Here is a 17,626-nt window from a genome sequence, read left to right on the forward strand (position 1 = left end):
AATGTGACTTCGCCAGACAACCATCGCGCCGGATTCGCCTGCTTCGTGGGGAGGCCGAACGTCGGCAAGTCCACGCTCATGAACGCCCTGGTCGGCAGCAAGGTGGCGATCACCTCGTCCAAGCCGCAGACGACCAGGCGCACCATCAGGGGCATCGTGCACCGGCCCGACGCCCAGCTCGTCATCGTCGACACTCCGGGCCTGCACCGGCCGCGCACGCTGCTCGGCGAGCGGCTCGACAGCCTGGTGCTGTCCACGCTGACCGAGGTCGACGTGATCGGCTTCTGCGTGCCCGCCAACGAGCCGATCGGCAAGGGCGACCGGTTCATCGCCGACAAGCTCGCGGCGGTGAAGAAGACGCCGGTCGTGGCGGTCGTGACCAAGTGCGACCTGGCGTCCAAGGAGCAGATCGCGGAGCAGCTGCTGGCGGTGTCGCAGGTGGGAGAGTTCGCCGCGATCGTGCCGGTGTCGGCGCAGTCGGGCGAGCAGCTCGACGTGCTGGCCGAGGTGCTGATCGAGCACATGCCCGAGTCGCCGCCGCTCTACGAGGACGGCCAGCTCACCGACGAGCCCGAGCAGGTGCTGGTGGGCGAGCTGATCAGGGAGGCGGCGCTGGAAGGCGTACGCGACGAGCTGCCCCACTCGATCGCCGTGGTCGTCGACGAGATGATGCCCCGGGAGGGGCGCGACGACCTGCTGGACATCTACGCGCACCTGTTCGTGGAACGGCCCTCGCAGAAGGCGATCGTCATCGGGCACAAGGGTGAGCGGCTGCGCGAGGTGGGCACCAAGGCCCGCAAGCAGATCGAGGCCCTGCTCGGCACCCGCGTCTACCTGGACCTGCGGATCAGCGTGGCCAAGGACTGGCAGCGCGACCCCAAGCAGCTGCGCCGGCTGGGCTTCTACGACTGATCGGCTCAGGGGCGGCGGACCAGCGCCAGGACGGACAGCACGACGACCGCCACCGCGCAGCCCATGGCCGCGAACCAGCCGAACTTGATCACCGGCGCGACCGACAGCACCTCACCCAGGTCGAAGGAGACCCGGTCGCGGACGCTGCTGCCGTCGGTCATGAAGAGCACCAGCACCGCCACCGCCGCCGCCCCCGGGACGGCGGCCAGGGCGGCGACCCTGGGGCGGGTGAGCAGCCCGGCGATGCCGCAGCCCAGCGCCGCCAGGCCCGCGATCAGCGTGTAGACGCCGAACGTGTCGTCGATGCCCCGGATGTCGTTGGCCAGCCCGCCGCCGATCAGCTCGCTGCGTACCTCGAGACCGGCCCACGGGAGGACGGCACAGAACACCAGCAACGCTCCGGCCACCACCACGGCCAGGGCGTAGCCGCGGCGGGTCGCCGGCTTGGCGGGGGCGGGCTGGAGGTAATCGGCCACACGATCACTGTAAGCCGGACACGCGCCTCCCACCACCGTACGCAACGGGGTCGTCACCATCACCACCGCCCACCGGACCCGGGCGCCGTCCCCGCCCGCCACCGACGGCCACCGATCGCCGCCGCCACCCTTGAGGGCTAGGGCTCGGGGGTGAGGGTGGTGCGTTCGCCCCATTCGAGGCGGGAGCGGAGCTGGACGGCGTCCGCAGCCAGGGCGGACACGAGCGTCCCCGAACCGGCCAGGGGCAGGACGGCGACGCCCTCGGCCACGACCGGCTCCTTGGCGGACGTCGTGAGGAACGTGGTGCCGACGCAGCGGGCAGAGCCGTAGACGGCCGGGGACGCGTCCACGGCCGGATCGCCGCCCACGGTGAACTCCTGCCGAAGCATTGGGCGCCCGTCGCACGTCGCGTCGAAGCGGGCGTGACACCGCCCCGAGACCTCGCCATGGCGACCGAAGACGATCTCCTCGCGCCACAGCACCTCGGCGTCCGCCGCCAGCTCGAGGCGTACCAGGAGCCGGTGCTCGCACCCGGCGGCGAGCACCGTGGGCTCCGGGGTGAAGCGGAGTGTGGCGCCCGCCCCCACCCGGGCCGTGACCAGCATCTCGGACGTGCCGTCCCCCGGCAGGACCAGGGTGCTGGCGACCGAGCCCAGCTCCAGGGTGGTGCGCGGGGCGACGTCCAGGTCAAGGGAGAGCCGGTCGCCGCCGAGCGGGCCCGCCGCCGTGGAAATGAGATGCACGGTGTACGGGCCCGTCTGGCGCAGCGTCAGCGGCGGCGCCGAGGCCAGCCGGCGGAGGAGAGTCCGGCCGTCCGGGGACGAGGCCGTCGCGACGGCGGCGCTCGCCCGCATCCCGCGGCGGCCGGACCGGACGCTGGCGGGCATCAGGAGACGGGGGCCGCGTGGGTGTGGGACCAGGCCATCACCTGGTCGGACACCCAGGCGGCGACCGCGGCGGCGGTGGGGTCCTGCCTGATCGAGGTGAACAGCACCGGCCTGTCACCCCGTACGGCCGCCGCGTCGCGGTCCATCACGCCCAGGTCGGCGCCCACCATGGGGGCCAGGTCCGTCTTGTTGACCACCAGCAGGTCCGCCGTCGTCACCCCCGGGCCACCCTTGCGCGGCACCTTGTCGCCGCCCGACACGTCCAGGACGAAGATCTGCTTGTCCGCCAGCCCCCGGCTGAACGTGGCCGTCAGGTTGTCGCCGCCGCTCTCCACGATCACCAGGTCCAGCGGGCCGAAGCGGTGTTCCAGGGTCTCCACGGCGTCGAGGTTCGCGGCGATGTCGTCGCGGATGGCGGTGTGGGGGCAGCAACCGGTCTCGACGGCGAGGATGCGCTCGGGGTCGAGCACGCCCGCCCGGCGCAGGAAGTCGGCGTCCTCGGTGGTGTAGATGTCGTTCGTCACCACCCCCAGGGACAGCGACGGGCCCAGCGTCCTGCACAGCGCGGCCACCAGGGCCGTCTTGCCGCTCCCCACCGGCCCGCCCACCCCGAGCCGCAGCGCCCGGCCGCGACCGTCGGGGGCGTGGTGGTGGTCGTCGTGATTGGCACCCATGTCTGGGGATCCTTCCTTAGGAGACGAACAACCTGACCTCGGCGCGCGCGTGCTGCTCGGCCAGGAGGTCAAGGGCTGGGGACGAGTACGCGGGCAGCGCCCCCAACCAGGGGCGCGGGTCCGCGGGGTCCGGGGTCTGGCTCGTGACGCCGGAGTGGCCGGTCGAGTCGGCGTCCGCCACGTCGGGGCGGGTGGTTGAGTCGGCGTCCGCCACGTTGGGGTGGCCGGTTGAGTCGGTGTCCGCCATTGCGGTGGCGCGGGCGTTCGTGACGGCGAGGTGGGCTTGGGTGGCGATGGCCGTGAGGTCGGGGGTGAGGTCTGCCAGGAGGCCGTGCACAGCCACCGGGTCAAGACCCAGGAGCCGCACCGCCGCCGTGGCCGGGCCGCTGATCGCGTGGTACGCCGCCGCCATGGCCGCCTCCTCGGCCGTGGCGCCCGCCGCGTGCGCCACCGCCCCGAGGGCGATCGGGTGATGGGGGCTCGGTACGGCTCGCGCCAGCTCCTCCAGCACAGGGGACGGCCACACCCGGCGGGCGACCCTGAGGAGGAGCCTGCCCTGGGTCCTGGACGCGTCCCGCTGGGCGGGGGAGGCGGTCCTGGCATCGACCTCGGCGTCGAGCAGCACCCACGGCGACTCGGGCACGGCCTGACCGACTTCGGCGACGGCTCTCGGTCCGGATGGCGGCTCGGCGACGGCTCTCGGTCCGGATGGCGGCTCGGCGCCGGGCTTTCCGGTTCCCCACGGTGACGCGACCAGGCCGCCGCCACTTCCCGTTCCTGGGGGCACGATGCCGGGTGCCGGCTCGGTGATGGCGGTGCTCGCGCTGGAGGGTGGCTGAGGTGGGGTGGTGGGCCGCGTGCCGGCGGTGGCGGGGTCGGCTGAGCTCGCGCCTGGGACCGGAGGGCCGGGCAGGGCGGCGGTCTGGACGCGGGCCGTCAGCGCAGCTGCCACGACGGGCAGCGAGCCGCCGACCGCTGGCGACGCGCCGACCGCTCGCGGGGCGGCCGACGCTGGCGGGGTGGGCTGTGAGGTGGCCCCCGGTGGTGGTGTGGTGGCATGTGGCCGGGTGGTGGGCGGTGGAACGTCTGGTGGTGAGGTGGGCGGCGTTGGTGGGGTGGTGGTCGGTGTGGTGGCGTGGGTGTGGGCGGCGGCCGTGAGGGTGGCGGCGAGGGCGCCGGTTGTGTGGAGGCGGCCTCGTAGGAAGCGGGCCAGCGACGGCACGTCGAAGACCGCTCCCGACGCGATGGCCCGTTCGGTGCCGCCCGAGTGGGCGTGGCCGCCGGCCGGGAGGCGGGAGTCGGCGAGGAGGAGCAGCGCGGGGTTCATCGCGTCAGAAGAGGAAGTAGCGCTGGGCCATGGGAAGGCGGGCGGCGGGGGCCGGTTCGACGAGGTCGCCGTCGATGCGGACCTCGAACGTGTCGGGCGCCACCTCGATCCGGGGCATGGCGTCGTTGAGCGGCATCGAGGACTTGCCGCGCCGCCGTACGTCCGCCACCGGAGCCAGGCGGCGGCGTACGGACAGCCGGTCGGCGAGGCCGGACTCCAGGGCCGGCGGTGCGACGAAGTGGAGCGAGGTGGCGGCGGCGGTCACCGGTGAGGCGCCGAACATGGGACGGGGCAGCACCGGCTGCGGCGTCGGGATGGAGGCGTTGGCGTCGCCCATCTGCGCCCAGGCCACCACGCCGCCCTTGAGCACGAGGTCGGGCTTGACCCCGAAGAACGCCGGGTCCCAGAGGACGAGGTCGGCGAGCTTGCCGCGTTCGACGGAGCCGATCTCGCCGTCCAGGCCGTGGGCGATAGCCGGACAAATCGTATATTTCGCGATGTAGCGGCGGGCGCGCAGGTTGTCCGCGGGGCCACCGAGCGACCCCCGGCGGCCCTTCATGACGTGAGCCGTCTGCCACGTACGGATGATCGTCTCCCCGATTCGCCCCATCGCCTGCGAGTCCGAGCCGATCATCGAGATCGCCCCCATATCGTGCAGCACGTCCTCGGCGGCCATCGTCGTCGGCCTGATGCGCGACTCGGCGAACGCCAGGTCCTCCGGGATCGACGGGTTGAGGTGGTGGCACACCATGAGCATGTCGAGGTGCTCGTCCAGCGTGTTGACGGTGTGCGGCCGGGTGGGGTTGGTGGAGGAGGGCAGGATGTTGGGGTAGGCGGCGACGCGGATGATGTCGGGAGCGTGCCCGCCGCCGGCCCCTTCGGTGTGGTACGCGTGGATCATCCGATCCCCGATGGCCTTCAGCGTCGACTCCACGAACCCCGCCTCGTTCAGCGTGTCCGTGTGCAGCGTCACCTGCACCCCCGACGCGTCCGCCACGCTCAGGCAGGCGTCGATGGCGGCCGGCGTCGAGCCCCAGTCCTCGTGCAGCTTGAAGCCGGAGGCCCCGGCCTCGAGCTGTTCCATCAGGCCGTCGGTGGAGACGGTGTTGCCCTTGCCGAGCAGCGCGAAGTTCAGCGGGTACGCGTCCAGCGACTCCAGCATCCGGCCCAGGTACCAGGCGCCGGTGACGGTCGTCGCCTTGGTGCCCTCGACGGGTCCGGTGCCGCCCCCGACGATCGTGGTCACACCGGAGGCGATCGCCTCGTCGAGGACCTGCGGGCAGATCAGGTGGACGTGCGAGTCGACGCCCCCGGCGGTGAGGATCTTGCCGTTGCCCGCGAGCACCTCCGTGGACGGCCCGATGACCAGGTCGACGCCGTCCATCGTGTCGGGGTTGCCGGCCTTGCCGATGGCGTAGATGCGGCCGTCGCGGATGCCGACGTCGGCCTTGACCACGCCCCAGTGGTCGAGGATCACGGCGCCCGTGATGACCAGGTCGGCCGCGCCCTGCGCCCGGGTGGTCCGCGCCTGCCCCATGGACTCGCGGATGACCTTGCCGCCGCCGAACACCGCCTCGTCGCCCGGCCCGGCGGGCCCGATCGACAGGTCCTCGGTGACCTCGATGAACAGGTCGGTGTCGGCCAGCCGGATCTGGTCGCCGACCGTGGGACCGTAGAGCGCCGCGTACCGGGCGCGCGAGATCCGAGCTCCGTCAGCCATCGAGCGGCCCCGCCCACTCCGGCCGCAGCCCGGGCACGACCCGGTTGCCCGCCAGCGGCACGAGCGTCACGTCGCGCTCGACGCCCGGCTCGAACCTGATCGCCGTCCCCGCCGGCACGTCCAGCCGCATGCCCCAGGCCGCCTTCCTGTCGAACTCCAGCCCCGGGTTGGCGGCCGCGAAATGGTAGTGCGAGCCCACCTGCACCGGCCGGTCCGCCGTGTTCACGACCCGCAGCGTGCGGCGCTCGCGCCCCGGGTTGAGCTGGTGAGCCCCCTCGGGGTGCACGTACTCGCCCGGGATCACGGGATGGGCCTGTGTACGGTGACCAGCTTCGTGCCGTCGGGGAACGTCGCCTCGATCTGCACGCTCTCCAGCATCTCCGGCACGCCCTCCATGACGTCGGCCCGGTCGAGCACCGACCGTCCGGCCTCCATCAGGTCGGCCACGGAGCGCCCGTCCCTGGCCCCCTCCATGAGGAACGACGCGATGATGGCGGTAGCCTCGGGATGGTTCAGGCGCAGGCCCCTGGCCTGCCGCTCGCGCGCCACCCCGGCGGCGACGTGGATGAGCAGCCGTTCTTGCTCGTGTGAGGTAAGCCGCATGGCCGGACCATAGGAACCGGCGGTTTCGTGGCTGTTGCCGGGGCATGTCGTGTTGGTTTCGCGCTGCGACTCAATCCTCATATTTCGGATTTAGTGCATTTGTGAACATTCGGCAAACGCGTCTTAACAATCGTGATCTACTCGGGAAATCTCGCGGAGTCACCTTTCTCGCAGTATCGGTCGGCAGGAAGGAACGGCTGTGCGCATCTCCCGTCCGATTGTCTCCACCGCCTTGGTGTTAGCCCTCGCGGCCTGCGGATCTGACGCGAAACCCGCCACCGAGTCGAAAGAGATCAAGGTAGGGCTCCTCCACTCCCTCAGCGGCACGATGGCGATCAGCGAGGTCACCGTCCGCGACGCCGAACTGCTGGCCATCGAAGAGATCAACAAGGCCGGCGGCGTGCTCGGCAAGCAGCTCGTCCCCGTGGTGGAGGACGGCGCCTCCGACTGGCCCACGTTCGCGGAGAAGGCCACCAAGCTGATCAGGCAGGACAAGGTCGCCACCGTCTTCGGCGGCTGGACCTCGGCCAGCAGGAAGGCCATGCTGCCGGTCTTCGAGCGCTACAAGGCCCTGCTCTGGTATCCGGTGCAGTACGAGGGGCTGGAGAGCTCGCCGTACATCTTCTACACGGGCGCCACCACCAACCAGCAGATCATCCCCGGCCTCGACTACCTCAAGGAGCAGGGCAAGAAGAAGCTGTTCCTGGTGGGCAGCGACTATGTCTTCCCGCGGACCGCGAACAAGATCATCAAGGCGTACGCGGCGGCGAACGGGATGGAGATCCTCGGCGAGGAGTACACGCCGCTCGGCCACACCGAATACTCCACGCTGGTCAACAAGGTCATGCAGGCCAAGCCGGACGCCGTCTTCAACACCCTGAACGGCGACAGCAACGTGGCCTTCTTCAAGCAGCTCAAGAGCGCGGGCTCGTCCGCCGACAGCATGCCGGTGCTGTCGGTGAGCATCGCCGAGGAGGAGGTCACCGGCATCGGCGTGGACAACATCGTGGGCCAGCCGGTCGCCTGGAACTACTACCAGACCACCGACACCCCGGCCAACGACGCGTTCGTCAAGGCGTACAAGGCCAAGTACGGGCAGAACAAGGTCACCTCCGACCCCATGGAAGCCGGCTACAACGCGGTCTACCTGTGGGCCGAGGCCGTCAAGAAGGCCGGCAGCACCGAGGTCGAGGCGGTCAAGAAGGCCGCGCCCGGCATCGCGCTCGAACGCCCCGAGGGCCTGGTCACCATCGACGGCGAGAACCAGCACATGTACAAGACCGCCCGCATCGGCATCATCCAGCCCGATGGCCTGATCAAGCAGGTGTGGGACTCCGGCAAGCCGATCAAGCCGGACCCGTACCTCAAGGGCTACTCCTGGGCCTCCGGCCTGGCGGCGGGACAGTGATGCCGGCCTTCCTCAACCAGCTCCCCATCGGCCTGTCCATCGGGGCGGTGCTGCTGCTCATCGCGCTCGGGCTGACGTTCACGTTCGGGCAGATGGGCGTGATCAACATGGCGCACGGCGAGTTCATCATGGCGGGCGCGTACACCGCGTTCCTGCTGCAGGACCTCGTGCTCGCGCTGCCCGCGGCGTTCCTGGTGGCGGGCCTCATGGGGCTGATCCTGGAACGGGCCGCCGTCAGGCACTTCTACGGCCGCCCGCTGGACACGCTGCTGCTCACCTGGGGCGTCAGCCTGGTGCTGCAGCAGCTCGCCCGCGACCTGTTCGGCGCGCCGAACGTGCAGGTGCCCGCCCCCTCCTGGCTCGCGGGCGGGGTGGGCATCCTGCCCTACAACCGGCTGTTCATCATGGGGCTCGCGATCGCCGGCGTGGTGGCGGTCTGGCTCTACCTCAACCGCACCGGGCTCGGCCGCCGGACCCAGGCCGTCGTGCAGAACCGGCAGCTCGCCGCGACCAGCGGCATCGACACCGGCCGGGTGGACATGCTGACGTTCTTCATCGGGTCCGGGCTGGCGGGCGTGGCCGGGGTGGCGCTGACGCTGATCGGGCCCGTCGGGCCGGCGCTCGGCACGTACTACATCGTGGACGCGTTCCTCGTCGTCGTGGCGGGCGGGCTCGGGCAGCTGCGCGGCGCCGTGCTGGCCGCCATCGGGCTGGGGCTGCTGAACTCCTACGCCGAGTTCTGGTCGGACGCCTCCCTGGCGAAGGTCATCGTGTTCGCCGTGATCATCGCGTTCCTGCAGGTGCGCCCGCAGGGCATGTTCGTGCTGCGGTCGAGGGTCCTCACATGATCAGGAGAAATCTGCCGTTCGCGACCGTGGCCGTGATCGCCCTGGTGGCGGCCCCGCTGCTGCTGGAGCCGTTCCGGCTGGGGCTGCTGGCGAAATACCTGTGCTACGCGATCGTCGCGCTCGGGATCGGGCTGGCCTGGGGGCAGGGCGGCATGCTCACCCTCGGCCAGGGCGTCTTCTTCGGGCTCGGCGGCTACGCCATGGCGATGTACCTCAAGCTCACCGAGGCCGGCGGCGGGCTGCCCGACTTCATGGTGTGGAGCGGGGTGGAGCGGCTGCCCGCGCTGTGGGCGCCGTTCGCCAACCCGATATTCGCCCTCGCCATGGCCTTGCTCGGACCCGTGGCGATCGCGCTGCTCCTGGGCGCGCTGGTGTTCAGGCAGCGGGTACGGGGCGCGTACTTCGCGATCCTCACCCAGGCGCTGGCCGCCGCCCTGGTCATCCTGCTCGTCGGCCAGCAGGGCCTGACCGGCGGCACCAACGGCATGACGAACTTCTTCGAGCTGTTCGGCCAGGACCTGGCCGAGGACTCCACGCAGCGGACGCTCTACATCGTGGTGGCGGTCGTACTCGGGATCCTCTACCTCGCCACCCGGCAGCTCGTGAACAGCCGCTACGGCCGGCTCCTCGTCGCGGTCAGGGACGGCGAGGACCGGGTGCGCTTCCTCGGCTACGACCCGGCCCTGGTCAAGACCGTCACCTTCGCCGCCTCGGCGGGCATGGCGGGGCTGGCGGGCGCGCTGTTCGTGCCGGTGGTCGGCATCATCTCGCCCGCGCTGCTCGGCGTCGTGCCCTCGCTGGAGCTGGTCGTCGCGGTCGCGGTCGGCGGGCGGCACGCGCTGGCCGGGGCGGTGCTCGGCGCGGTCGTCATGGGCTACGCCAAGACGGCGTTCAGCGAGCAGTTCGCCGACGGCTGGCTCTACCTGCAGGGCGCGCTGTTCATCCTGGTCATGACGCTCGCCCCGAAGGGGATCGTGGGGCTGCTGGGGAGGTGGCGGCGTGCTCGAACTACGTGACGTCCAGGTCGTGTTCGACGGCTTCCGGGCGCTCGACGGCGTGGACCTGACCGTGCCCGAGGGCGAGCTGCGCTTCCTGATCGGGCCCAACGGCGCGGGCAAGACCACGCTGATCGACGTGATCACCGGGCTCACCAGGCCGGCGGCGGGCAGTGTGCGGTTCGGCGAGCACGACCTGGTCGGCAGGAAGGAGCACCAGATCGTCCGGCTGGGGGTCGGCCGTACGTTCCAGACGTCGGTCGTGTTCGAGGCGCTGACCGTGGTCGAGAACCTCGATCTCGCGGCCAGCTTCCGCAGGCCGCTCTGGTCGCTGGCCAGGCGGCGCAAGGGCGTGTCGGAGGCCGTCGAGGAGGCGCTGGCCAGGACCGGACTCGAAGATCTCGCCGAACGTTCGGCCGGAGTTCTCTCGCACGGCCAGCGCCAGTGGCTGGAGATCGGCATGCTGCTGGCGCAGCGACCCCGGCTGCTGCTCCTGGACGAGCCGGTGGCGGGCATGTCCAGCGACGAACGGGAGCGCACAGGGGAGCTGCTCACCCAGATCGCCGACGACCACACGGTGATCGTGGTGGAGCACGACATGGAGTTCCTGCGGCGGCACGCGTCGACGGTGACCGTGCTGCACGAGGGCAGGGTGCTCGTGGAGGGGTCGGTCGACGAGGTCAGCGCCGACCCCCGCGTCCAGGAGGTCTACCTGGGGAGGAGGGCCAGCGATGCTGTCGGTGACCGGCCTTGAGTCGGGGTACGGGAGGGCACGCGTACTGTTCGGGGTCTCGCTGGAGGTCGGGCCGGGGCAGCTCGTGTGCGTCATGGGTCGCAACGGCGTCGGCAAGACCACGCTGCTCAACACCGTCATGGGCGTGCTCCCGGCGACGGCCGGCACGGTCACGTTCGACGGCCGTGACGTCACCAGGCTGAAACCGCACGAGCGGGTCAGGCTCGGCATGGGGTACGTCCCCCAGGGCCACCAGTGCTTCCCCCAGCTCTCGGTCCTGGGCAACCTGCTGGTCACCATGGAGGCCGCCAAGGTGACCAGGGAGGCCATAGACGAGGCCCTGGACGTGTTCCCCGCGCTCAGGCCGCTGCTCAAACGGAGCGCCGGCCACCTGTCGGGCGGCCAGCAGCAGCAGCTCGCCATGGCCCGCGCCCTGGTCACCAGGCCCAGGATGCTCATACTCGACGAGCCGACCGAGGGCATCCAGCCCTCGATCATCCTCGAGATCGAGGCGGCCATCGAGCGGCTGCACGCCTCCGGGCTGGCCGTGCTGCTCGTGGAGCAGTATCTGGACATCGCGCTGCGGCTGGCCGACACGTTCGTCATCCTCGACGGCGGGCACGTCGTGCGCACCGGGGCCGCCGAGGAGCTGCACCGGGAGGACGTCCGCCGCCTGCTCGCGGTCTAACCCTGGGCCAGCAGGGCGCGGGCGTTGGCGGCGCCCTGGCGGTCGCCGGTTTCCTCGAACACCTCCAGCGCCGCCCCGGCCAGCTCCCGCGCCCGCCCCGCCGCGCCCTCGGCCCGGTTCACCCTGGCCAGGGCCAGCAGGGCGTGCGCGTCCAGCAGCCGGTCGCCGAGGCGTACGGCGATGCCCCTCGCCTGCTCGGCGGCGGCCCTGGCGTCCGCCTTGGCGGCCTGCGCCAGGTGCGCCGCGGACAGGTCGAGCAGCGTGTCGGCCTGCCGGTGCCGGTCGCCCAGCTCCTCCAGGTGCTCGACGGCGGCTCGCAAGTGCTCGGCGGCCTCGTCGAGCCGCCCCGCGCGGCGCAGCACGACGCCGAGCACGTGCTCGGCGTCGGCGGCGTCCCGCTGGTTGTCCGCGCCCTCCAGGCAGGTGCGCAGGGCCCGCTCGGCGTCCTCCAGGCGCGCCTGCCCCAGGTGCACGCGGCCGAGCCGGCGCCTGGTGTGGTTCACCTCGCGGGCCCGGCCCTGCCGCAGGAACATGGCCAGCGCCAGCCGCAGCCGCTCGTGCGCGAGCTCCCACTCCCGCTCGGCCAGGTGCAGGTCGCCCTGGTCCAGCAGGATCAGCGCCTCGCCCCGGTCGTCGCCCGAGCGCCGCGCCGACTCCAGCGCCCACGTGGCCACCGCCCGCCAGTCGTCCAGGAACCGGTGGCGCTCCAGGTAAGGAGCCAGCAGGTGCGCCAGCCGCCAGCACCCCTCGTCGAGCCCCGCCGCGTGCAGGTCGGCGACCAGGCTCACCAGGAACGCCCGCTCGGCCGCCAGCCACTCGACCGACTCCTTGATGTCCCTGGTGGCCACGGCCGTGGCCGGATCGCCCGACACCAGCGAAAACCGCGAGGCCCGCACCCTGGCCAGCACCACCTCCGACAGCCGCCCCAGCACGCCCGGCACGGGCTGCTCGCGGGCGAAGAGCCTGGTCAGGTCGTGCAGCCGGTAGCGGACCTGGCCCGCCACGTCCACGCCGTGCGTCTCCAGCAGGCCCGCGTCCACCAGCGCCTCGGCCTGCCCGCCGAGCTGCTCGGTCACCCAGTCGGCGAAGTCGGGGGCCGACAGCGCGCCGAGCCCCCGCAGCGTCAACCGGGCGGACTCGGGCAACCCGTCGAAGCCGATCGCGAACACACTACGCACCGCCTGGTCGCCCGCGTGCAGCCGGTCGAGCCGCTCGTGCTCGTCCTCCAGGAGGCCCACCAGGTAATCGACGGTCCACTCCGGCCGGGCGGCCAGCCGGGAGCCGGCGATGCGCAGCGCGAGCGGCAGGCCGCCGCAGAAGCGGGCCAGCCGGCGCATGGCGTCGTCGGCCGACCGGCCCGAGCTGCTCACCAGCAGGTCGATCGCCTCGCCGTCGCCCAGCACGCCCACCGACAGCCGCCGCGCGCCCGTCAGGCCGCCGAGCGAGGACCGGCTGGTCACGATCGTCGGGCACGAGGTCAGCAGCGGCCGCACCTGCGCCTCGCCCGAGGCGTTGTCGAGCAGCACCAGCAGCCTGCGGTTGGCAGTGTAGGTGCGGAAGAGCCTTTCCCGCTGCTCGGGCGAGGCCGGGATGGCCTGGGCCGGGCAGCCCAGCCAGCGCAGGAAGTCCTCCAGCACGGCCGACGGGGCCGTCGTCTCGCGCAGGTCGGCGTACAGGATGCCGTCGGGGAAGCTCTCCCGCTCCCGCCAGGCCGCGTGCACGGCCAGCGCCGACTTGCCCGCGCCCGCCTGCCCGTGCACCACGACGTGGCCGCCCACCACCTCGTCGAGCAGCTCGCCCCGGCCGGTGAAGCCGGTCACGTCGGGCGGCAGCAGCACCGGCGGGCCCGCCGAGACGTGCAGCGACACGTCGTCGTACAGCATGCGGTGGTAGAGCAGCTGCAGCTCGGAGTCGGGCTCGATCGCGTGCCCGCCGTCGAGCTGGTCACGCAGCACCGCGTACGCCGCCAGCGCGTCCACGCGGCGGCCGCTGCGGTAGAGGGCCAGCATGTACTGGCCGCGGAAGCGCTGCCACGTCGGATGCTGCCTGGTCAGCCGGCGCAGCTCGGCGAGCAATTCGCGGTGCTTGCCGGCGTCAAGGTCGGCCTGCACCCTGCGCTCCAGCGCCAGTAGTCGCAGCTCCTCCAGCTCCTCGCGCAGCCGGCGCGTCTCGACCCACCGCTCGCCCTCGGGGTCGACGTCCTCCAGGACCTCGCCCCGCCACAGGCCCAGGGCCTCCTCGTAGGCCCCCTTGCCCACCAGCAGCCGGAACCGGTCGACGTCGAGCTGCCCGTCGCCCAGGGTCAGCACGTACGAGCCCGCCACGGTCGTGATCACGTCTTTCCCGACGAGCTGGCGGAGCTGCCCGACGTAGCCGCGCACCAGCGAGTCGGAGCGGTCGCCGTCCTCGCGCGGCCACAGCAGCCTGCGCAGCCGCTCGACCTTGAGCGGGCGCCCGGCGTTCAGCAGGAACATCGCCAGCAGGTCGCGGTGCTTCGGCACGGTGGGAGTGCGGTCCTGCCCGTCGCCGTCGAGCACCTCGAGCGGCCCCATGATGCGAAAATCCACGCGACCTTCCTTGGGGGAGGAGACGTTGATCAGGATGGCACAACTGATGGCTGCTCTCACTCCCTCACGTCGTCCAGGTGCCCTCGACGGCCTCCAGCGGCTCGAGCCGGGTGGGAGCGGCCGGCCGGCGTTCGCCCTCTGCCCTTAGGCGGTCCAGGCGCGGGCCGACCTGACGATCTCCTCCAGGTGGTCGCTGTGCGCGCCGCGCCAGTAGACCTGGCCGCACTCGCCGCACCGCCCGTACGCGTCGTAGTTGCGCTCCGTGCCCGCCTCCAGCAGCGGTGCGATCTCCTGCTTGGCGACCGGCTGGAGCTCGCCGTTGCACGCCGTGCAGCGCGTCCAGGGGCGCAGCGGCGGGGTGAAGCGTTCGAGCAGGTCGCGGAGCTGGTCGGCGGGGCGGGAGCCGCGTACGTACGCGCCCAGCCACAGCGCGCGACGGCGCAGCAGGCCGCGGTCCTGCGTGAGCAGCACCCGGCGCTCCTCGTTGGCCTGCACCACCAGCGAGGGGTCGTCCATGTCGTTGTGGTAGGCCGCGTCAATGCCGAGCAGCCGCAGCCGCCGCGCCAGCGTGCCCAGGTGCACGTCCAGCAGGAACCGCGGCTCCTCCGGCAGCGGCTGCGGGCGGGGGACCGGGTGGACCTCCACCACGTCTCCGGCCGCGAGCTGGTACGACGGCGGCACCCCGCGGCCGCCGGCGACCATCGGCCCCACCTCTGTCAGCGGGATGCCGAGCGACTCGACGTGGTGGCCCAGCGTCGAGGTGCCGTCCAGCGTCACCCGCTGCCGCTCCTGGCGCCGGCTCACCGGCAGGAACATCGTCAGCTCTGAGGCGATGAGTAGGCGTGCGTCCCGTTCGCTCACATGTCCATTCTGGTGGACCGGATAACGTAATTTCATGCCGATATCTCGCCGCGCCTTCCTCGGGCTCGCCGCGCTGGCGGCCGGGTGCTCGGCAGCCGACGGCGAGCGGGCCGAGTTGCGGCTGGCGACCGGCGTGACAGGCGGGATCTACGAGCAACTGGGCGACGGGCTCGCGCGGGAGCTGCGGCAGGACGGGCTCACGGTGCGGGTGATGAAGACCGCGGCCAGTGTGCAGAACCTGACGATGATGACCGACGGGCGGGCCGACGTGGCGTTCGCGCTGGCCGACAGCGCCGACGACGCCGTCAGGGTGCGGCACCAGCCGGTGTCCGCGCTGGCCAGGGTGTACATGAACTACGTCCACCTGGTGGTGCGGCGGGGCTCCGGCATCGCGGCGGTCAAGGACCTGGCGGGGCGGGCGGTCTCCATCGGGCTGGAGGGCTCGGGCACCGCCGTGACCGCGACCCGCGTGCTGGCCGTGGCCGAGCTGGCCAAGCCCGCCGAGGTCAGCAGGCTGGGCCTGGACGAGTCGGTCAAGGCGTTGCGCTACGGGGAGATCGAGGCGTTCTTCTGGTCGGGCGGGGTGCCCACGCCGGTCCTGACCGAGCTGGGGGACATCGAGCTCGTGCCGCTGGAGCCGCTGGTGACGGTTCTGCGCCGCCGGTTCGGCCCGCTCTACGAGCACGGGCTGGTGCCCGCCGGCGTGTACGGCAGCGGCCGGCCGGTGCCGACCATCGGCACCCCCAGCTACCTGATGTGCCGGGCCACGCTCCCGGACGATCTGGCGTACTCGATCACCGAGACCCTCTTCGGCGCCCGCGACCGCCTCCAGGCCCCGTCGGCGCCGGGCGGGCGGCTCGACATGCGCTACGCCATCGGCACCGGCGTCGTCCCGCTCCACCCGGGCGCCGCCCGCTATTACCGCTCCGCCTACGGCTGAGCCCTCAGGCGCAGCTCCACGACCAGACCGTGCGGTACGGCGGGCAGGAGCGCCAGCGTGGCCCCGCACGCCCTGGCCAGCTCGGAGGCGATGGCCAGGCCCAGGCCGCTGCCAGGCACGTTCGCGTGGGCCCCGGACCGCCAGAACCGCCCCAGAGCCTCCGCGCGCTCCTCCTCGCCGAGCCCGGGCCCGTCGTCCGCGATCCGCAGCACCCCGTCCTCCAGGGTGACCGTGACGGTGCCGCCCTCGGGCACGAACTTCTGGGCGTTGTCGAGCGCGATGTCCGCGACCCTGGCCGCCGCCTCGGGCACGACCGACATTTCCGAAATTTCGGTTACGAGGTGGACGCCCTTGGCCGCGTACACCTCCCGCCACGTCCCCAGCCGGGGCGCCAGCGGGATCTCCTTGCCCTCGACGCCCGCGCCCGCCTCCACCTTCGCCAGCGCCAGCAGGTCCTCCACCAGCAGCGCCAGCCGGTCCAGCTCCGCCATCGCCTCCTCGAACTCGGCCGTGCCCTCGCCCCGCAGATGCGGCTCCAGGTTCTCCAGCCGCAACCCGAGCACCGTGAGCGGGGTGCGCAGCTCGTGGGAGGCGTCCGCCACGAACGCCCGCTGCCGTTCCATCGCGCTGGAGACCGCGTCGGCCATGGCGTTGAAGCGCTCCTCCAGCCGCCGCAGCTCGGAGGGCCCGGCACCGGGATGCGCCCGCGCGTCGAGCCTGCCCTGCGCGATGGCCCGCGTGGTGCGGTCGAGCTCGGTGACGGGCCGCAGGATCCAGCGGGCCAGCCGCCTGGCCGCCAGCGCCGAGTAACCCAGGGCCACCAGCGCGCCGACCAGCAGCGCGCCCCACACCAGCGACACGTCCTGCCTGGCCCGGTCGGTGGGGGCCTCCAGCAGCACCACGCCGGACAGCTGCGCGTCCCGGCCCGCGGGCTCGGCCAGCAGCACCGTGGCCGGTCCGAACGGGCTGATCGTGGGAAGCTCCTCCGTCGTGCGGCCGGACAGCGCCAGGCGGGTGGCCTCCCGGTCGTCGGCGTCGAAGCGGCCCGCGGTGGCCAGGACGGAGCCGTCGCGGTCGCGTACGCGCACCGCCGCCCCGTAGAGGTCGGCGTAGCGGTCGATCTCGGCGATCAGCCCCGAGCGGTCGTCCTCCCTGGCCGCCTGGTCGGCCAGCTCCGCGAAGCGGGTGGCGTCGGCGCGGCGGTCGAGGAGCAGGCGGTTCGTACGGTGGGAGGCGTAGGCGAGGCCCAGCGGCACGGCCAGCGCCGCGATCAGGAAGACGATCAGCGTGGTGAACGTGACCACCAGCCGGGAGTTCACGCCGTCGAGCCCAGCCGGTAGCCGGTGCCGCGCAGCGTCTCCACCAGCCCCGGGCGGCCGGTCTTGGAGCGCAGGTTGGCCACGTGCACGTCGAGCGAGCGGGACGCCGACAGCAGCGGGTCGCCCCAGACCTCGTCGAGGATCTCCTCCCGGCCGCGCACCACGCCGGGCTCGCGCGCCAGCATCGCCAGCACGTCGAACTCCCGCCTCGTCAGCGTCACCGGCTCGCCGGCCACCGTGACCTGCCTGGACTCCAGGTCGATGCGGACGTCGCCGACGCTCACCACGTCGTCGCGGGCCGGCATGGGCCTGGTGCCGCGCCGCACCACCGCCTCCATGCGGGCCATCAGCTCCACCGTGCGGAACGGCTTGACCAGGTAGTCGTCGGCCCCGGACCGCAGCCCGCGCAGCACCTCGCGCTCCTCCGTGCGGGCCGTGACCACGATGAGCGGCACCGCCGACACCCGGCGCAGGCGGCGCAGCACGTCGAGGCCGTCCATGTCGGGCAGGCCCAGGTCGAGCAGGACGAAATCGACGCCCCCCGCCAGGCGGAGGGCGTCGACGGCCAGCCCGGCACGGGTGACCTGATGGCCGTGCCGGGCGAGGGCCGTGGTGAGCGCGGACGCGAGCCGATCGTCGTCCTCGACCAGGAGAACTCGCATGTGCCC

The 17,626-nt window shown here is 72.3% G+C and carries 18 protein-coding genes; 7 read left to right on the forward strand and 11 right to left on the reverse strand.

The window, feature by feature from the left end:
* The first annotated feature begins 3 nt into the window (after window positions 1–3).
* Window positions 4–912: a GTPase Era gene (era, locus tag ACIBI9_RS16675; RefSeq protein WP_397222951.1), complete on the forward strand. Its 909-nt coding sequence runs from the start codon at window positions 4–6 to the stop codon at window positions 910–912.
* Between the two features lie 5 nt (window positions 913–917).
* On the opposite strand, the gene ACIBI9_RS16680 is transcribed toward era, so the two are convergent.
* From ACIBI9_RS16680 to ACIBI9_RS16710, 7 genes are all read right to left on the reverse strand, one after another.
* Window positions 918–1,388 (reverse strand): hypothetical protein, encoded by a 471-nt coding sequence (locus ACIBI9_RS16680; RefSeq protein ID WP_397222952.1) that lies wholly within the window; start codon window positions 1,386–1,388, stop codon window positions 918–920.
* A 137-nt stretch (window positions 1,389–1,525) separates the two neighbouring features.
* Complete coding sequence (locus tag ACIBI9_RS16685) at window positions 1,526–2,275, reverse strand: urease accessory protein UreD (protein WP_397222953.1); 750 nt, start codon at window positions 2,273–2,275, stop codon at window positions 1,526–1,528.
* Window positions 2,275–2,949, reverse strand: coding sequence for an urease accessory protein UreG (gene ureG / locus ACIBI9_RS16690; RefSeq protein WP_397222954.1), 675 nt, complete (start codon window positions 2,947–2,949; stop codon window positions 2,275–2,277). The genes ACIBI9_RS16685 and ureG overlap by 1 nt, the downstream gene beginning before the upstream one ends.
* Before the next feature lie 16 nt (window positions 2,950–2,965).
* Window positions 2,966–4,276: an urease accessory UreF family protein gene (locus ACIBI9_RS16695; RefSeq protein ID WP_397222955.1), complete on the reverse strand. Its 1,311-nt coding sequence runs from the start codon at window positions 4,274–4,276 to the stop codon at window positions 2,966–2,968.
* A gap of 4 nt (window positions 4,277–4,280) precedes the next feature.
* The gene (locus ACIBI9_RS16700) at window positions 4,281–5,996 is read right to left on the reverse strand and encodes an urease subunit alpha (protein ID WP_397222956.1); all 1,716 of its coding nucleotides are present in this window, start codon (window positions 5,994–5,996) and stop codon (window positions 4,281–4,283) included.
* The gene (locus ACIBI9_RS16705) at window positions 5,989–6,300 is read right to left on the reverse strand and encodes an urease subunit beta (RefSeq protein ID WP_397222957.1); all 312 of its coding nucleotides are present in this window, start codon (window positions 6,298–6,300) and stop codon (window positions 5,989–5,991) included. Before ACIBI9_RS16705 ends, ACIBI9_RS16700 begins: the two co-directional genes overlap by 8 nt.
* Window positions 6,297–6,599 (reverse strand): urease subunit gamma, encoded by a 303-nt coding sequence (locus tag ACIBI9_RS16710; protein WP_397222958.1) that lies wholly within the window; start codon window positions 6,597–6,599, stop codon window positions 6,297–6,299. Before ACIBI9_RS16710 ends, ACIBI9_RS16705 begins: the two co-directional genes overlap by 4 nt.
* Before the next feature lie 199 nt (window positions 6,600–6,798).
* Here ACIBI9_RS16710 and urtA point away from each other — a divergent pair, with 199 nt between their 5' ends.
* From urtA to urtE, 5 genes are read left to right on the forward strand one after another with little or no spacing between them, the layout of a single operon-like run.
* Entirely contained in the window at window positions 6,799–8,007 is a 1,209-nt protein-coding gene (gene urtA, locus ACIBI9_RS16715; RefSeq protein ID WP_397222959.1) for an urea ABC transporter substrate-binding protein, read from the forward strand.
* Window positions 8,007–8,855, forward strand: coding sequence for an urea ABC transporter permease subunit UrtB (gene urtB, locus ACIBI9_RS16720; RefSeq protein ID WP_397222960.1), 849 nt, complete (start codon window positions 8,007–8,009; stop codon window positions 8,853–8,855). Before urtA ends, urtB begins: the two co-directional genes overlap by 1 nt.
* A complete protein-coding gene (gene urtC / locus ACIBI9_RS16725) occupies window positions 8,852–9,871 on the forward strand; it encodes an urea ABC transporter permease subunit UrtC (RefSeq protein WP_397222961.1) in 1,020 nt (339 codons plus the stop codon). Before urtB ends, urtC begins: the two co-directional genes overlap by 4 nt.
* Window positions 9,855–10,604 (forward strand): urea ABC transporter ATP-binding protein UrtD, encoded by a 750-nt coding sequence (gene urtD, locus ACIBI9_RS16730; RefSeq protein ID WP_397222962.1) that lies wholly within the window; start codon window positions 9,855–9,857, stop codon window positions 10,602–10,604. The genes urtC and urtD overlap by 17 nt, the downstream gene beginning before the upstream one ends.
* Window positions 10,582–11,271 carry an urea ABC transporter ATP-binding subunit UrtE gene (gene urtE / locus ACIBI9_RS16735; RefSeq protein ID WP_397222963.1) on the forward strand — a complete coding sequence of 230 codons (690 nt, stop codon included), beginning with the start codon at window positions 10,582–10,584 and terminating at the stop codon, window positions 11,269–11,271. The genes urtD and urtE overlap by 23 nt, the downstream gene beginning before the upstream one ends.
* Here the strand turns inward: urtE and ACIBI9_RS16740 are convergent.
* Complete coding sequence (locus ACIBI9_RS16740; RefSeq protein ID WP_397222964.1) at window positions 11,268–13,838, reverse strand: BTAD domain-containing putative transcriptional regulator; 2,571 nt, start codon at window positions 13,836–13,838, stop codon at window positions 11,268–11,270. The genes urtE and ACIBI9_RS16740 overlap by 4 nt on opposite strands.
* A 144-nt stretch (window positions 13,839–13,982) precedes the next feature.
* Window positions 13,983–14,735, reverse strand: coding sequence for a Mut7-C RNAse domain-containing protein (locus ACIBI9_RS16745; RefSeq protein ID WP_397222965.1), 753 nt, complete (start codon window positions 14,733–14,735; stop codon window positions 13,983–13,985).
* On the opposite strand from ACIBI9_RS16745, the gene ACIBI9_RS16750 reads away from it, so the two are divergent.
* Window positions 14,734–15,639 (forward strand): TAXI family TRAP transporter solute-binding subunit, encoded by a 906-nt coding sequence (locus ACIBI9_RS16750; protein ID WP_397222966.1) that lies wholly within the window; start codon window positions 14,734–14,736, stop codon window positions 15,637–15,639. The two genes, ACIBI9_RS16745 and ACIBI9_RS16750, sit on opposite strands and share 2 nt — an antisense overlap.
* On the opposite strand, the gene ACIBI9_RS16755 is transcribed toward ACIBI9_RS16750, so the two are convergent.
* Window positions 15,630–16,958, reverse strand: coding sequence for an ATP-binding protein (locus tag ACIBI9_RS16755; RefSeq protein WP_397222967.1), 1,329 nt, complete (start codon window positions 16,956–16,958; stop codon window positions 15,630–15,632). The genes ACIBI9_RS16750 and ACIBI9_RS16755 overlap by 10 nt on opposite strands.
* Window positions 16,955–17,620 carry a response regulator transcription factor gene (locus ACIBI9_RS16760; protein WP_192791128.1) on the reverse strand — a complete coding sequence of 222 codons (666 nt, stop codon included), beginning with the start codon at window positions 17,618–17,620 and terminating at the stop codon, window positions 16,955–16,957. Before ACIBI9_RS16760 ends, ACIBI9_RS16755 begins: the two co-directional genes overlap by 4 nt.
* Between the last annotated feature and the right edge of the window lie 6 nt (window positions 17,621–17,626).

Source organism: Nonomuraea sp. NPDC050451, from assembly GCF_044458585.1.

Excerpts from the sequence above, each read along its gene's own strand:
- ACIBI9_RS16685 (WP_397222953.1), bottom strand. The coding sequence starts at position 2,275 with ATGCCCGCCAGCGTCCGGTCCGGCCGCCGCGGGATGCGGGCGAGCGCC.
- ureG (WP_397222954.1), bottom strand. The coding sequence starts at position 2,949 with ATGGGTGCCAATCACGACGACCACCACCACGCCCCCGACGGTCGCGGC.
- ACIBI9_RS16695 (WP_397222955.1), bottom strand. The coding sequence starts at position 4,276 with ATGAACCCCGCGCTGCTCCTCCTCGCCGACTCCCGCCTCCCGGCCGGC.
- ACIBI9_RS16700 (WP_397222956.1), bottom strand. The coding sequence starts at position 5,996 with ATGGCTGACGGAGCTCGGATCTCGCGCGCCCGGTACGCGGCGCTCTAC.
- ACIBI9_RS16710 (WP_397222958.1), bottom strand. The coding sequence starts at position 6,599 with ATGCGGCTTACCTCACACGAGCAAGAACGGCTGCTCATCCACGTCGCC.
- urtB (WP_397222960.1), top strand. The coding sequence starts at position 8,007 with ATGCCGGCCTTCCTCAACCAGCTCCCCATCGGCCTGTCCATCGGGGCG.
- urtC (WP_397222961.1), top strand. The coding sequence starts at position 8,852 with ATGATCAGGAGAAATCTGCCGTTCGCGACCGTGGCCGTGATCGCCCTG.
- urtE (WP_397222963.1), top strand. The coding sequence starts at position 10,582 with ATGCTGTCGGTGACCGGCCTTGAGTCGGGGTACGGGAGGGCACGCGTA.
- ACIBI9_RS16750 (WP_397222966.1), top strand. The coding sequence starts at position 14,734 with ATGCCGATATCTCGCCGCGCCTTCCTCGGGCTCGCCGCGCTGGCGGCC.
- ACIBI9_RS16745 (WP_397222965.1), bottom strand. The coding sequence starts at position 14,735 with ATGAAATTACGTTATCCGGTCCACCAGAATGGACATGTGAGCGAACGG.
- ACIBI9_RS16760 (WP_192791128.1), bottom strand. The coding sequence starts at position 17,620 with ATGCGAGTTCTCCTGGTCGAGGACGACGATCGGCTCGCGTCCGCGCTC.